Annotated in this window: 17 protein-coding genes; 14 read left to right on the forward strand and 3 right to left on the reverse strand. The window is 40.2% G+C overall.

What is annotated here, in order from left to right:
• Positions 1-159: 159 nt before the first annotated feature.
• Entirely contained in the window at positions 160-1,023 is an 864-nt protein-coding gene (locus tag NFS43_RS23710; RefSeq protein ID WP_251555425.1) for a DUF1002 domain-containing protein, read from the reverse strand.
• A 484-nt stretch (positions 1,024-1,507) separates the two neighbouring features.
• On the opposite strand from NFS43_RS23710, the gene NFS43_RS23715 reads away from it, so the two are divergent.
• The gene (locus NFS43_RS23715; protein WP_251555427.1) at positions 1,508-1,858 is read left to right on the forward strand and encodes a GNAT family N-acetyltransferase; all 351 of its coding nucleotides are present in this window, start codon (positions 1,508-1,510) and stop codon (positions 1,856-1,858) included.
• An 18-nt stretch (positions 1,859-1,876) separates the two neighbouring features.
• Here NFS43_RS23715 and NFS43_RS23720 read toward each other — a convergent pair whose 3' ends face one another.
• Positions 1,877-2,398 (reverse strand): DUF309 domain-containing protein, encoded by a 522-nt coding sequence (locus tag NFS43_RS23720; RefSeq protein WP_251555429.1) that lies wholly within the window; start codon positions 2,396-2,398, stop codon positions 1,877-1,879.
• 142 nt (positions 2,399-2,540) lie between these two features.
• Complete coding sequence (locus NFS43_RS23725) at positions 2,541-2,639, reverse strand: YjcZ family sporulation protein (protein ID WP_251555430.1); 99 nt, start codon at positions 2,637-2,639, stop codon at positions 2,541-2,543.
• A 184-nt stretch (positions 2,640-2,823) separates the two neighbouring features.
• Here NFS43_RS23725 and NFS43_RS23730 point away from each other — a divergent pair, with 184 nt between their 5' ends.
• From NFS43_RS23730 to NFS43_RS23790, 13 genes are all read left to right on the forward strand, one after another.
• Complete coding sequence (locus NFS43_RS23730; protein ID WP_251555431.1) at positions 2,824-3,591, forward strand: segregation/condensation protein A; 768 nt, start codon at positions 2,824-2,826, stop codon at positions 3,589-3,591.
• Entirely contained in the window at positions 3,578-4,165 is a 588-nt protein-coding gene (gene scpB / locus NFS43_RS23735; RefSeq protein ID WP_251555432.1) for an SMC-Scp complex subunit ScpB, read from the forward strand. The genes NFS43_RS23730 and scpB overlap by 14 nt, the downstream gene beginning before the upstream one ends.
• Before the next feature lie 98 nt (positions 4,166-4,263).
• Positions 4,264-4,683: a hypothetical protein gene (locus NFS43_RS23740; protein ID WP_251555433.1), complete on the forward strand. Its 420-nt coding sequence runs from the start codon at positions 4,264-4,266 to the stop codon at positions 4,681-4,683.
• 31 nt (positions 4,684-4,714) lie between these two features.
• Complete coding sequence (locus NFS43_RS23745; protein ID WP_251555434.1) at positions 4,715-5,203, forward strand: YpuI family protein; 489 nt, start codon at positions 4,715-4,717, stop codon at positions 5,201-5,203.
• A 108-nt stretch (positions 5,204-5,311) separates the two neighbouring features.
• A complete protein-coding gene (locus tag NFS43_RS23750) occupies positions 5,312-6,205 on the forward strand; it encodes a superoxide dismutase (protein ID WP_251555435.1) in 894 nt (297 codons plus the stop codon).
• Positions 6,206-6,375: 170 nt separating this feature from the next.
• Positions 6,376-7,515: a D-alanyl-D-alanine carboxypeptidase family protein gene (locus NFS43_RS23755; protein ID WP_251555437.1), complete on the forward strand. Its 1,140-nt coding sequence runs from the start codon at positions 6,376-6,378 to the stop codon at positions 7,513-7,515.
• On the forward strand, positions 7,508-8,095 hold the full coding sequence (locus NFS43_RS23760; RefSeq protein WP_251555438.1) for a nucleoside recognition domain-containing protein: 588 nt from the start codon (positions 7,508-7,510) through the stop codon (positions 8,093-8,095). Before NFS43_RS23755 ends, NFS43_RS23760 begins: the two co-directional genes overlap by 8 nt.
• Positions 8,096-8,100: 5 nt before the next feature.
• Positions 8,101-8,637 carry a spore maturation protein gene (locus tag NFS43_RS23765; protein WP_251555439.1) on the forward strand — a complete coding sequence of 179 codons (537 nt, stop codon included), beginning with the start codon at positions 8,101-8,103 and terminating at the stop codon, positions 8,635-8,637.
• A gap of 200 nt (positions 8,638-8,837) precedes the next feature.
• Positions 8,838-9,575 carry a 23S rRNA pseudouridine(2605) synthase RluB gene (gene rluB, locus NFS43_RS23770; RefSeq protein WP_251555444.1) on the forward strand — a complete coding sequence of 246 codons (738 nt, stop codon included), beginning with the start codon at positions 8,838-8,840 and terminating at the stop codon, positions 9,573-9,575.
• A gap of 100 nt (positions 9,576-9,675) precedes the next feature.
• Positions 9,676-10,200: a thiol-disulfide oxidoreductase ResA gene (gene resA, locus NFS43_RS23775; protein ID WP_251555440.1), complete on the forward strand. Its 525-nt coding sequence runs from the start codon at positions 9,676-9,678 to the stop codon at positions 10,198-10,200.
• A gap of 34 nt (positions 10,201-10,234) precedes the next feature.
• Positions 10,235-11,860, forward strand: a complete 1,626-nt coding sequence (resB, locus tag NFS43_RS23780; protein ID WP_251555441.1) for a cytochrome c biogenesis protein ResB — start codon at positions 10,235-10,237, stop codon at positions 11,858-11,860.
• On the forward strand, positions 11,861-13,048 hold the full coding sequence (gene ccsB / locus NFS43_RS23785) for a c-type cytochrome biogenesis protein CcsB (protein WP_251555442.1): 1,188 nt from the start codon (positions 11,861-11,863) through the stop codon (positions 13,046-13,048).
• Positions 13,049-13,223: 175 nt separating this feature from the next.
• A partial coding sequence (locus NFS43_RS23790; protein WP_251555443.1) for a response regulator transcription factor occupies positions 13,224-13,572 on the forward strand: 349 nt, incomplete at its 3' end.

Genomic DNA, 13,572 nt, shown 5'->3' on the forward strand with positions numbered 1-13,572 from the left:
CGAAGCGCCTGGAGCGCAAATCAACCGACAATTCGCATAGACAACTATTAATAATATTATATCATATTAACGCGGTGGATTAATAAAGAATAAAGATAAAATAAAAGCTGTTGAAGGTTTTTCGACAGCCTGGCTGCCGGACACGGCAGCTTTTCATTTTTAAGAGAAAATAGCTTTAATGGCATCAATCAGAGAAATAAAGAATTGTTTAAGCTTTTCTAGGAATCCCTGGCCTTCCTCTGATTGAAGGAATTTGGAGATTTTATCCTTTGCTTTATTTAGTTGGTCACCGACTTGATTCCAGTCAATATCCAAGTCCTTTAGCTTATTAAATAAATCGATCAGGCTTTTTATTTGATCTTCGGTTAATGTAACATTTAATTCTTTTGCAGCCTGTTCAATAATGTTCCGTAATTCTTCATCATTTTTTGGCTTGTTTTTTGCGATTTCTTCCTTTATTTTGGCAATTAACGCGGCGGCATTTTCCTTGCCGATGGAATCCCCTAATTTAGCTGTTTCCACCATTTCCTGATTGGCGGCTTGTTTTACGTCTTCGGGGATGGTTTTGTCGGCGGAAATTTCATAGGCCTTAATAATGCCTGTTAATGCAGCTGTACCAGATACCGAGAAGGGGGCAGTAATATAAATATTGGCATCCTTCACGCCAGCCGTGATGAGAGCATTTATATACATTTCATCTGTTACCCAGCTGATATTTTTAGTTTTAACGGTAACCCCGGACCCGGAAGGTGCAATGGTAATGGCAGACGATGAGATGGCTTTTGTCCCAATAAGGGACTTTGCAATATAGTTTCCTAAATATTGATGTTCCTCCTGATTGGAAACCGTAACGATTTGAACATCGCTTGGCGCTTCCATTTCTTCAAGAAGCTTTGTTTTTTGTTCCTCTGTTAAATTTTCACCTAATGTAACAATCATATCGCCTTCAGCCATGTCTGCAAAGATGTGGTTTGGAATTACAAACAAGACAGCGGCTATTAGGAGTATGACGATTTTTTTCATTATTTGCCTCCTTAACATCTACAATAGATTTTTTAAGGGAACGGATGCCCTTATACTAATATAACCGATTTTGGATAGATAATCGAAAAAAACGGGCGAATAGTTTCATAGTATAGAATTTTCCGTTCGACGAATTTCGATAGCAGGGAGATGGAATTGTTGGTTTTTTTAGTGTAGAATGTAGAACAAGGTTAGTACTTTTGGAGGAACGGTCATTATGCAGCGGTCAAATTGGATTCTTTTTGGTGTCCTTTTTACACTTTCCATTGTCTGGGGCATTGTCTACTGGATATTTATTGCGCCAGGGGGTTCATAATATTTTCAATTGATGATTGATCAAGAATTAGGTATGATGAATGATAGTAACGATACGCCTTCTTTATTCATAAATTGTAGCAGGGTTTATGATTGGCGGTAAATGGGAAAAATATATTACTGTTAAACCAAGAGTTTTTCGGTTTATTTAATTTAATGAGGGATCTAAATGTTAATTCGTTATAAGAAAAATTTTGAGAAAATTGCAATGGGGTTATTGTCTTTTATGCCCAATGAAAAGGACTTAAAAAAACTCCAGCAAACAATGAAGGAATATGAAACAGAGGAAAATCGCCAGCTGTTTCTCTGGAAAGAAGAAGATATCATTGGATTAATTGGCGCTTTATATTATCCTGATACCAATTCTATGGAGATTCAGCATATTTCTGTTAATCCCTCTCACCGGTTTCAAGGGGTTGGCAAAAGAATGGTTAAAGCCCTAAAGGACATGTTTCCGGACAAAAATATTATTTCAAATGAAAATACAGCAGCATTTATTGAAAAATGCGATGTTTGTTAATAAAGAGGCAGCGAATGATTATTCGCCGCCTCTTTTAGCTAATTGTGCCTGATTTCTTTCTTCAATTACGGAAGTCCGGTCACGCAGTTTATGGCGGTGGACCAATTCCTTATCTTTCAGATTGCTTTCACTGCCCCAGACATAACCATATTTCTTGCATGCGCTGATACATAATTGCTGCAGCTCAGGATCTTCAATGGGCAGTTCAAAACTCTGGTAGGCTTGGCCTTCGGTAATGAATTGAAGGCGCTGTTCTAATAAATCAAATAATATCTCCTGATTTAAACCCAGCTGTGACAGGGATGCTGCCTGGTTTTTAAATATAGGCATTGCTTTCTCCAGCGTTTTCTGCGCGCCGGGAAAGTTTTCTCTCCGGTGATGATAAGCAGAGACCGCGAGCAAAATGAACCCCACCCATATCGAGTCTTTATTGCCGGGATCTGTTTTTTTCCAATAGTCTTCCAGTATTTCGTGGCATTCGAAATAATCACGATCACCGTGAAAATGAACCAAATAATCTACATAATCCTTCGGGTACAAATCGTTTCCCTCCACATATGGTATATGTAAAGTGTAACATAATTATAGAAACTTTTCGGTAAAAAGATGCCCAGAAAATGTAAAGACCCGCCAAAGACGGGTCTAGTTATTGCTGGATTATTCGGTTACTTAGGGTCATAAATTACCAAACCCAAGCTGCACCAACGATAATTAACAAAATGAATAATACGACGATTAACGCAAATCCGCCGCCAAAACCAAAACCTGCTCCATCAGACATATTCATATACCTCCTGTTAAATTTATTCTTTTCTCTGTCATCATATGTAAGGATTTTGTCCAGTGTTATGGGCAAACATCCTGTTCAGGTTGATTTTTCTATTGGATATGGGCAATGAATCCTCTATACTATTAATAGTCGTTTTCAAAAAAATGATTTATATTTCGAGAATTTTGGTGAGATTATGCCTTATCAGGTAAAGATTGATGCTTTTGAAGGGCCGTTAGATTTATTGCTGCATTTAATTAATCGGCTCGAAATTGATATTTATGATATTCCCGTAGCACAAATAACCGAGCAGTATTTAATTTATATACACACCATGAATGAACTTAAGCTGGATGTTGCCAGTGAGTATTTGGTGATGGCGGCTGAACTCTTGCAGCTAAAAAGCAAAATGCTTCTGCCCAAGCACGATGAATTGGAATATAATGATTCGGAGAATGGTTATGAGGAAGACCCTAGGGAAGAATTGGTCGAACGATTAATTGAATATCGGAAATACAAGGAAGCTGCCCATGAATTGAAGGAAATGGAAGAAGAGCGGGGCCTAATTTATACCAAACCGCCCAGTGACCTATCTAATTTTGCAAAGAATGTCCAGCCAGTGAAAACAGAGCTTGATGTGTCCCTATATGATATGCTGGCGGCATTTCAAAAATTATTGCGCAGAAAGAAATTACAGCGTCCGATGACAACGAAAATTGCCCGTCAAGAGATTTCCATTGAAAAAAGGATGACAGAAATTCTGGATGAGCTGCATCAGTTGAAAGGACGGAAAAAATTTATTGATTTATTTGATCACCCATCCAAAGAGCAAATCGTTGTAACGTTTTTAGCTATTTTAGAGCTGATGAAACGAAAAGAAATTGATGCCTATCAGGACAAGAATTTTTCCGATATTTATGTTGAATCTGCAAAGAAAGGAGCTGAGGGGATTGAATCTGATTAACTGGACCAGCATTCTTGAAAGTCTTTTGTTTGCAGCTGGGGATGAAGGGTTAACCCTTAAGCAAATAGCCGAGGTCTTAGAGGTGGATGAGCTGAGAGCGAGTGAAATTATCGAGGACTTAAGACAGGAGTATAAAAAAAACGATACGAGAGGAATCTTGATCGTTCAGCTGGCTGGAACCTATCAACTCGCTACCAAAAAGGAGAATTCTGCCTATTTAAAAAAATTGGTGGATTCCCCAAACACGTCGACCTTGTCCCAAGCCGCCTTGGAAACATTGGCAATCATTGCGTATAAACAGCCGATTACCCGGGCGGAAATCGAAGAGATCCGGGGAGTTAAAACAGAACGGCCGCTCCATACTTTAACTGCAAAAGCTTTAATAAAGGAAGTCGGCCGGTCAGAAGGAACTGGACGTGCGTATCTTTATGGGACAACGAAAGAGTTTCTTGATTATTTCGGACTAAAAAGCCTGGATGAACTTCCTCCGCTGCCTGAAAAAGTGGCGGAAGAATATGTGCAGGAGGAAGCGGATTTATTTTTTGAAAAATTTCAGGAAACAATTAACTCCTAAATGCAATTAGAATAGTAATCTATGCTAAAATAGAGATATACATTCCTTTTCAATATTGTGACAAATGCTGTATCTACAGGTAAGGAGCGGGATTTAAGTTGCTAATTAAACAGAGCAAAGGATATGAATTGGAAAAAGAAAAGTCAAACACCTCTGAGGATTTCTTTAACCGAAGTGAAGTGACTTACGCAGAAAATGGAGAAGAAAAAACGCTGCACGTGCTCTACGTCAGATATTTTGATCAAGTGATGAATGAATTTACTCCTTTTCAGCAGGACCCTATTTTTCATGTTCAGGGAATGGACGTTTGCTTTAAGGATATTGTTGCACTTGTCTGCTTATTAAAGAATCCGGGTCTCAAGGGACGCAAGCGGCTATATATTAATTCTAAACATGAGTTTTCCTCATATTTTGAAGGGATTAATTTTGAGAAATTGCCTGAAATTTTTCTAGAACTAAAGCAAAATAAAGGGTATGAACTGCGTTCACCACTCGAATTTGTTTTACAGCAGCAATAATTTGATTCCAGTCGACTTTAGGGGGATAAATATGGGAAACACATTAGTTCATTCACAGCTTCAAGATGTAAAGGGGTTTTTAAGCAAAACCAGTGCAACCATTGTGGATTTCTTGAATGAAACCACGGTATCACAGTGGAATTTGGACAGTGAAGAAGATCGCAATTATATTAAACTAATTTTGTCACATCTTCGAAAATTGGCTGTCTACAGTGAAGAGGGCCTGGATGCATGTGCGGTCATTTTGCAAAGTGAGCCGTTTCAAAAAGCTGCTGCTGAAAAGACGTTATATAGAATTTATCATCAATGCATTGAAGAGTTTTTTGCGCCGAAAAATGATGCATGGTTTGAAAATAGCCGTTCTGCATATACTGGCAGAAACTCGATTAAGTTTTATCGGGATGTTCCAGACCGCATCGTCCAGCTCATCAAAGGCTTAGAAGGTGACTTCCAACGGATCAGGGAAGAGCTGGAATATTATGAGACCGATTATCGGACCAAAATGATGCAATCCAAATAACTGCGGGAGAAAGAGGCTGCACCTATATGGCAAGCCTCTTTCTTTTGTTCTTAACGAAATGGTCCCCTCATAAAGTTAAAGAAGATAAACTTGGAAAGAGGGAGATCAATGAGCCGGTTTAGCCAATATGTTAATGACCTGTTTATCTGGAATGAGCAAATGCGGCAATTCCTTCAATCTGAACAAGTGGAGCAGGATACCGAGCTTTGGCATCAACTGGATGAATTTTCGGAACTGATTGAAAGTATCAATCAAGAATTGTCCACGGAGCAGCTTCTAAGTCTTCAAGCGAAAGCCGAACGGATTCATCAGCAAATGGAATATTATTTTTCAAGGAAGCAAGGGATGGGAGTCGGTACCATTTGGACGGAGGAGAGGCAGCTTTCTCCAGGGGGGCATACCCTCCCTGAGCTTCCATATGCATATAATGAATTGGAGCCGTATATCTCAGAAGAAATCATGAGACTGCATCATGATAAGCATCATCGTTCCTATGTGAATGGGTTGAACAAGGCAGAACAGAGCTTAAAAAAAGCCAGGGAGACACAGGATTATTCCTTGATTAAGCATTGGTCGCGCGAGCTTGCATTCCATGGATCCGGCCATTATCTTCACTCCATCTTTTGGAATAATATGAACCCAAATGGGGGCGGGCAGCCGAAAGGTGTTTTGCAGGGGGAGATGAATCGGTACTTCGGGAGTACGTACGCGTTTAAAAAACAGTTTTCTGAAGCCGCTAAACAAGTGGAAGGTGCAGGGTGGGCATTATTAGTCTGGTCACCGATGGCAGGACACCTGGAAATTTTGCAATCTGAACGGCATATGCTATTGACGCAGTGGTCTGTTGTTCCGCTTCTGGTCCTCGATGTCTGGGAACATGCTTACTATCTCCAATATAAAAATAACAGGGCAGATTATGTAGATAACTTTTGGAATATTGTTTATTGGCATGATGTAGAAATGAGGCTGGAAAAAGCACTGGACAAACGGCCGGGAATATAAGACAGAATGGAAGAGATAATCCTTGGAAGTCAGGGATTGTCTTTTTTTGTTTATTAAGTTGGGGTCCTGCCTTTATGGATATACCCAGCTTGTTCAAAATTAATAGTCATATCAGAGCTAGTCCAGCATAAACTTTTATTAAATTAACAGGGGGGGACGAGGTATACATAATGAAAAAGTTTTGGAGTCTAATAGTTTATTCCCTCATTATCGTATTGCTGGCCGCCGCTATCCCTCAAAGGGCTAAGGCTGCGGTTTCGGTAAGTGCCGCCAGTGCCGTTTTATTGGAACAAAAATCAGGACGGATCCTTTATGAAAAAGACGCACATAAAAAAAGAAGAATCGCTAGTATTACAAAAATCATGACAGCAATTATTGCGATTGAATCGGGAAAAATGAACAAAAATGTGCCAATCAGTGAAAAGGCCGTTCGGGCGGAAGGTTCTTCGATTTATTTAAAGCCAGGAACGAAAATGAAGCTTGAGGATTTGGTATATGGGCTGATGCTCCGCTCGGGAAACGATGCTGCCGTAGCGATCGCAGAATATATTGGGGGAAGTGTCGATGGATTTGCTTATATGATGAATCAAAAGGCAAAAGAAATTGGCATGCTAAATACCCATTTTTCCAATCCGCATGGGTTGGATGACTCAAATGACCATTATTCCACTGCCTATGACATGGCGCTGTTAACAAGATATGCCATGCAAAATAAAATCTACCAAAAGATAGCTGGCACCAAGGTGTATCGGACGGACAATCCAACGGAGGATTGGGAATATGTCTGGAAAAACAAAAACCGGCTGCTGACAAAATATAAATATACAACAGGAGGAAAAACCGGCTATACCAAGCTGGCAAAAAGGACCCTTGTTACGACAGCCTCCAAAGGAGAGATGAGTTTAATTGCCGTGACACTTAATGGTCCCGATGACTGGAATGACCATATTGCCATGTATGAATCAGGCTTTAAAGCCTATGACATGGCCGAGGTGCTGACAAAAGGAAAAATATCTGATATAAGCCAAAAATTTTATAAGGATCACCTTTATATTAAAAAAACAGTTGTTTACCCGGCAACAAGTGAAGAGATGGACTTATTTTCCGTTAAGTATAAGTTGAATAAGCCGGATAAAAATTGGCGAAACGCCGGCGAGGTAAAGGCTGGGAAAGCAATCGTCTATTTAGATGGGCGTGCCGTCAGTGAAACAGCGATTTTTTATCGAAGCAAACAGGAACAAAAAAAGGGGTTCCTGGATAACGTGAGGGATTTATTCCTTTCACTTACAGGTGTGAATGCCAATGGTTAATTATATTTGGGTGATTATAACGGTTGCGGGAATAGTATTTGCCCTGTTTAACGGGACGATGGAGGAAGTGAATAAAGCGGTTTTCGACGGTGCTAAAGAAGCAGTTACATTATGCATGGGGCTGATTAGTGTTCTGGTCTTTTGGCTGGGAATGATGAAAATTGCTGAGGAGTCCGGACTATTAGAAAAATTATCAAAGCTATTTCGCCCCCTGGTTAAAAGGCTGTTCCCTGAGGTGCCAGAGAACCATCCGGCAATGGGCTATATGCTGTCAAATATGATATCGAATATGTTTGGTTTAGGAAATGCGGCAACACCTCTTGGGTTGAAAGCGATGGAGGAGTTAAAAAGGTTAAATGGCGGCAAAGACACTGCCTCAAGGTCAATGGTCACGTTCTTAGCGATCAATACGGCCAGTATCACCATTATTCCCACCACCGTAATCGCTATTAGGATGACCTATCATTCTAAGGCTCCAACCGAAATTGTCGTGCCGACCATCATTGCCACCATTCTTTCGGCACTTAGCGCTGTTCTCATTGATCGGTATTTTTATTATCGCAGAAGCCGAAAAGGGTGAAAAAAATGTCACTAATTTCGTATATCTCTCTTGCGTTTATCCCATTTTTAATTGGGTTTATCCTATTGTATGGCACTTTCAAAAAAGTCCCCACCTATGAGAGCTTTGTTGAAGGCGGCAAGGAAGGGATAAAAATTGCATTTCAAATTATTCCTTTTTTGGTGGGGATGTTAGTTGCTATCACAATCTTCCGGGCATCCGGCGCGTTAGAGGCACTAATGAACTGGCTGCGGCCAATCATGCAAACAATCGGGATGCCGGCTGAAATTGTTCCGCTGCTTTTAATAAGGCCAATCTCCGGTACAGCTGCACTTGGCATGACCAGCGATTTAATTGCAAACTATGGGCCGGAGTCGTTTATCGGGCGGTTGGCATCTGTGCTTCAAGGAAGTACAGATACCACTTTCTATGTATTAACCGTGTACTTCGGTGCGGTTGGCATCAAAAAAATGGGTGATGCTTTAAAAGTCGGCCTATTGGCAGATGTAGCCGGCATTATTGCAGCGTTTGTGGTTGTTGTGTTCATATTTGGAACGAAATGAAAAGTTATAGTAGAAAAAGTAAGGATCCATTAAGGGAGACTTACTTTTTTTATGTAGAGGAATAGCCCTCACTTTGAAAAGTGAAGATTTTGTGTCATAATTCATTAGGATGGACATATTTGTTTATCCTTAGAAGATGAGAATTTTCTATAGACGTATAAGATTAGGTTGATCAATTGGCACATTTAGAGGTGAAGTTAGTGGAAAGACTGCAAAAAGTAATTGCTCGCGCTGGGATTGCCTCCCGGAGAAAAGCGGAGGAACTGATTAAAGAAGGAAAAGTGAAAGTAAACGGTAAGGTTGTCACTGAACTGGGGGTGAAGGTTTCCGGATCCGACAGAGTAGAGGTGAATGAAATTCCGCTCGAAAAGGAAGAACCCGTTTATTTTTTGTTATACAAACCAAGAGGCGTCATTACAAGTGTAAGTGATGAAAAGGGAAGGAAAGTGGTAACTGATTTTCTTCCAGAAATAAAAGAAAGAATCTATCCAATCGGACGTTTGGATTATGATACCTCAGGATTGATTTTACTTACGAACGATGGCGATTTTGCCCATCTGCTGATGCATCCAAGCCATGAAATTGAAAAAGTTTATGTAGCAAAGGTGAAAGGAATGCCTGTGAAGGAAACGCTTCGAAAGCTAGAAAAAGGGGTTCAGCTTGAGGATGGCAAAACGGCACCTGCAAAAGTCAAAATGTTATCCTTTGACAAGAAGAAACAAACAGCAATCGTGGAGATCAGCATCCATGAGGGAAGAAACCGCCAGGTAAGGAGGATGTTTGAAGCGATTGGCCATGAAGTAATCAAGCTAAAGCGAGAACGGTATGGCTTTTTAACTTTAGGCGGGCTAAAGCCTGGGGAAGCACGGGAGTTGACTCCCCATGAAGTGAAACAATTAAGGGCTCTTGCTTTAGACACTTCCTCAAAAAAGTCATAAAAACGTCACATTTACCAATTGTTGTTACCACTATGAATAGATTGGAAAATGATATAATTTAGAATAACTTTTTTTGGGACAGGGCATTGGAGGGTTGGCTATGAAAAAACGGCGATTAGTGATAAGGACGGTAATCCTGATTATACTAGCTGCAGCCGTTGTTTATTCATTGTATTCTAATTTCGCGTTGGATAATAAACAAAAGGTGGCGGTAAATGATCCTGCGCCTGATTTTGTCTTAACAGATATGCAGGGCAACAAGCACCGCTTGTCTGATTATCGGGGCCAGGGAGTGTTTTTGAATTTTTGGGGAACTTGGTGCCCTCCTTGTAAAAAAGAGATGCCCTATATCAACAACCAATATCAGCAATTTAAAGATGAAGGGGTTCAGGTATTGTCAGTTGACATCCAGGAATCAGAGCTTGCTGTAAATAAATTTATCGACCGATACCAGCTTGATTTTCCCATCATGATTGATGCTGAAAAGGAAGTCATGACAGCCTATGATGTCGACCAGCTTCCAGCCACCTTTTTGATAGATAAAAATGGAAAAGTAGTAAAGTATTATACGGGAGAACTAACTGAAAATATGGTTAGGGATTTTATGGAGAAAATAAAACCATAAGGGTTTACGGCTTATGGCGTAGGGAGTTTTTTAAATGGAACAGGTAAAGTGTGAATGCGGCCATGTCAATCCACATGGGACCGTTCTCTGTGAAGCCTGCGGAAAAGTGCTCGATGAACGGGAAGAGAAAAAAAACCAATTGCTTGATATGCGCTACGAAGGCAGTGCCAGGCGATCGCAAACCTATAATAAGACATTCATCGATAAAATCTGGAATTTCTTTTCGTCCGTAAAAGTAGGGGTTTGGCTGATCGTGATTACCCTCATTGCATCCATCCTTGGAACCATTCTTCCGCAGGAGATGTATATTAATCTGCCGCCTGAAGTGTATTATGAACAGGAATACGGTTGGTTTGGAAAAATATACTATCAACTGGGCTTTCACGATTTATACGGATCTTGGTGGTATTTATTATTAATTGCCTTGATTGGTGTCTCGCTTGTCATTTGCAGCCTTGACCGGGTTATCCCTCTTTATAAAGCGTTAAAGGCACAAAGAGTAACCAGAAATGAGGGCTTTTTGAAACGGCAGCGGGTATTTGGGACAAGTCCTGATTTTAGCAGCAATGATTTAAAGCTGGTAAAGGAACAGCTAAAAGCAAAGCGCTATCAAATTCGTGAAGAGGATGGCAATTTATTAGCAGAAAAAGGCAGGTTTTCCCGCTGGGGACCATATGTCAATCATGTGGGATTAATTATCTTCTTATTTGGCGGAATGCTGCGGTTCATTCCTGGTATGTATGTGAACGAGGATCTATGGGTTCGCGAAGGAGAGACCGCTTTAGTTCCCGAGACTGGAGAAAAGTTTTATCTAGAAAACAATCAATTTATCTTGCAGACCTACGATAAAAACGATGATAAAACCTTTGAAGAAGCGATTGAAAGAGCTGGGGAAGTCGTTAAAAACTATCAGTCGAATGTAGTATTGTATCAAAAGGTGGGAGATACTCTTCCTGGAGAAAAACCAAAGCTTGAAAAGGTAAAAGAATATAAGGTCCGCGTCAATCATCCATTAACTTTTGACGGGTATTCTATTTTTCAATCCTCCTATAGAAGCGAACTGAGTTCAATGACCTTTTCATTAACCAATAAACAGACGAATCAGTCATTTGGGGATTTAACCATTAACCTCGAAGACCCGAAATCCAAATATGATTTAGGCAATGGTTACTCGGTTGAGATTGTTGAATATTTTCCAGACTTTGAATTCGACAAAAACAAGGAACCGTCTACAAAGTCAAGGGTGCCCAATAATCCGGCTTTCGTTTTTCGGATGGTATCGCCTGAAAAACCTGAGGGTGAAACGAGTTTTGTGGCGATTAAGCAAACCATTGAACCATTTGGCAATAATACGTATAAGATGACTTTTAAAGGAATCCAGACCAAAAATGTTTCAGGATTTACGGTACGAAAGGATTCATCCTTATGGGCTATTATCCTAGGCGGAATTATCTTTATGATTGGCGTTATCCAGGGATCCTATTGGAATCATCGACGGATTTGGATACAAAGAAAAAATGGGCAAGTTTGGATCGCTGCTCATACAAACAAAAACTGGTATGGTCTGAAACGGGAAATTGAAACTTGTTTAGAAAATACGAATCTGATGATGCCAGATGACCAATTGCAAGCAGAGAAAGAGGAAAAGGAGGGAGCTTAGTTGGCAGCATTAAGCAGTAATTTATTGTTTATTGCCTTTATTCTTTATTTAGTGTCCATATTATTTTATGGAGGATCGATTAAAGAAAAAAAGGATTTGAATGGAAAAAGAGAAACCAATAAATGGGGAAAAATAGCTGTTTCTTTAACCATAATAGGTTTTATTGCACAACTGGGATATTTCATTACTAGATGGATTGCAGCCGGTCATGCACCGGTCAGCAATATGTTTGAGTTTACCACATTTTTTGGAATGGCATTAGTTGGAGCATTTATCGTTATTTATTTCATTTATCGGACAACCCTGCTCGGGTTATTCACAATGCCTGTGGCACTGCTCGTTATTGCCTATGCAAGCATGTTTCCGCGTGAGATTACGCCGTTAATCCCCGCGCTTCAAAGCTATTGGCTTCATATCCACGTTACAACTGCGGCTATGGGGGAAGCTATTCTGGCAATTAGTTTTGCCGCAGGACTGATTTATTTAGTAAAAGCGATTGACCAATCAAAAAGAAGCAAGAAAACCTTTTGGCTTGAAGCCATTATGTTCTCACTGGTAACGGTTCTTGGATTTGTTGCGGTGTCCACAATTTTTTCAGCGGCCGATTATCATGAAGAATTTTCATGGGTGGATAAGCATGATAATGAAGCAGCACTTGACTATTCAATGCCAGCCCTTATTGGGCCGCATGAGGGTCAATTGCTTACAGAAGATGGTTTTTCACCGTTAGTCAGTGTGCCAGCTATTATTAACGCTAAGAAATTAAATACAGTACTTTGGTCCCTCATTGGCGGAATAGTGCTTTACGCGATCATTCGATTGATCCTCAGAAAACGTATTTCAGCTGCGTTAAAACCTTTGGTCAAAAATATTAAACTTGATTTTGTTGATGAGATTAGCTATCGCTCTGTTTTAATTGGCTTTCCAGTCTTCACACTGGGAGCGCTGATTTTTGCGATGATTTGGGCGCATATGGCTTGGTCCCGTTTCTGGGGCTGGGATCCTAAAGAGGTTTGGGCGTTAATCACCTGGTTATTCTATGCGGCCTTTTTGCATCTGCGCTTGTCGAAAGGATGGCATGGCGAAAAATCAGCATGGCTTGCTGTTGTCGGTTTTGTCATTATTATGTTCAACCTTGTTGCAGTCAATCTTGTGATTGCCGGTCTCCATTCCTATGCTGGTTCCTAAGCGGGAAGTAAATAAAGCCTTCACTTTAAATGTAGTGGAGGCTTTTGATTAATAGTTCATGGTTAAGCAAAATTACTTTGTCAAATTATTGACACTTTTTATAGGAGTAATTGCTTAGAATATATAGCAAAAACGATGTCCATTTTGTAAAATTAACTCCATAGGGGGAATTATAATGGAAAAAGACGTGAAAATTTTAGTCGTTGATGATGAGGAAAGGATTCGCCGCTTATTAAAAATGTATTTGGAAAGGGAAGAATATATTATTGATGAAGCGGAAGATGGCAATGAAGCCTTAACAAAAGCCCTAGCCAACGATTATGATGTCATTCTGCTGGATTTAATGATGCCAGGCAAAGATGGAATTGAGGTTTGCCGTGAACTTAGAGAGAGAAAAGCTACTCCGGTCATTATGTTAACGGCAAAAGGAGAGGAAGTCAATCGCGTCCAAGGCTTTGAAGTGGGAACGGACGACTATATTGTGAAACCATTCAGTCCGCGGGAAGTGGTCTTACGGGTCAAAG

The sequence above is a fragment of the Neobacillus muris genome (genome assembly GCF_943193175.1).
GTDB lineage: Bacteria > Bacillota > Bacilli > Bacillales > Cytobacillaceae > Neobacillus > Neobacillus muris.

Excerpts from the sequence above, each read along its gene's own strand:
- NFS43_RS23755 (WP_251555437.1), top strand. The coding sequence starts at position 6,376 with ATGAAAAAGTTTTGGAGTCTAATAGTTTATTCCCTCATTATCGTATTG.
- NFS43_RS23750 (WP_251555435.1), top strand. The coding sequence starts at position 5,312 with ATGAGCCGGTTTAGCCAATATGTTAATGACCTGTTTATCTGGAATGAG.
- NFS43_RS23760 (WP_251555438.1), top strand. The coding sequence starts at position 7,508 with ATGGTTAATTATATTTGGGTGATTATAACGGTTGCGGGAATAGTATTT.
- NFS43_RS23730 (WP_251555431.1), top strand. The coding sequence starts at position 2,824 with ATGCCTTATCAGGTAAAGATTGATGCTTTTGAAGGGCCGTTAGATTTA.
- resB (WP_251555441.1), top strand. The coding sequence starts at position 10,235 with ATGGAACAGGTAAAGTGTGAATGCGGCCATGTCAATCCACATGGGACC.
- NFS43_RS23765 (WP_251555439.1), top strand. The coding sequence starts at position 8,101 with ATGTCACTAATTTCGTATATCTCTCTTGCGTTTATCCCATTTTTAATT.
- NFS43_RS23710 (WP_251555425.1), bottom strand. The coding sequence starts at position 1,023 with ATGAAAAAAATCGTCATACTCCTAATAGCCGCTGTCTTGTTTGTAATT.
- NFS43_RS23715 (WP_251555427.1), top strand. The coding sequence starts at position 1,508 with ATGTTAATTCGTTATAAGAAAAATTTTGAGAAAATTGCAATGGGGTTA.
- NFS43_RS23745 (WP_251555434.1), top strand. The coding sequence starts at position 4,715 with ATGGGAAACACATTAGTTCATTCACAGCTTCAAGATGTAAAGGGGTTT.
- resA (WP_251555440.1), top strand. The coding sequence starts at position 9,676 with ATGAAAAAACGGCGATTAGTGATAAGGACGGTAATCCTGATTATACTA.
- NFS43_RS23725 (WP_251555430.1), bottom strand. The coding sequence starts at position 2,639 with ATGTCTGATGGAGCAGGTTTTGGTTTTGGCGGCGGATTTGCGTTAATC.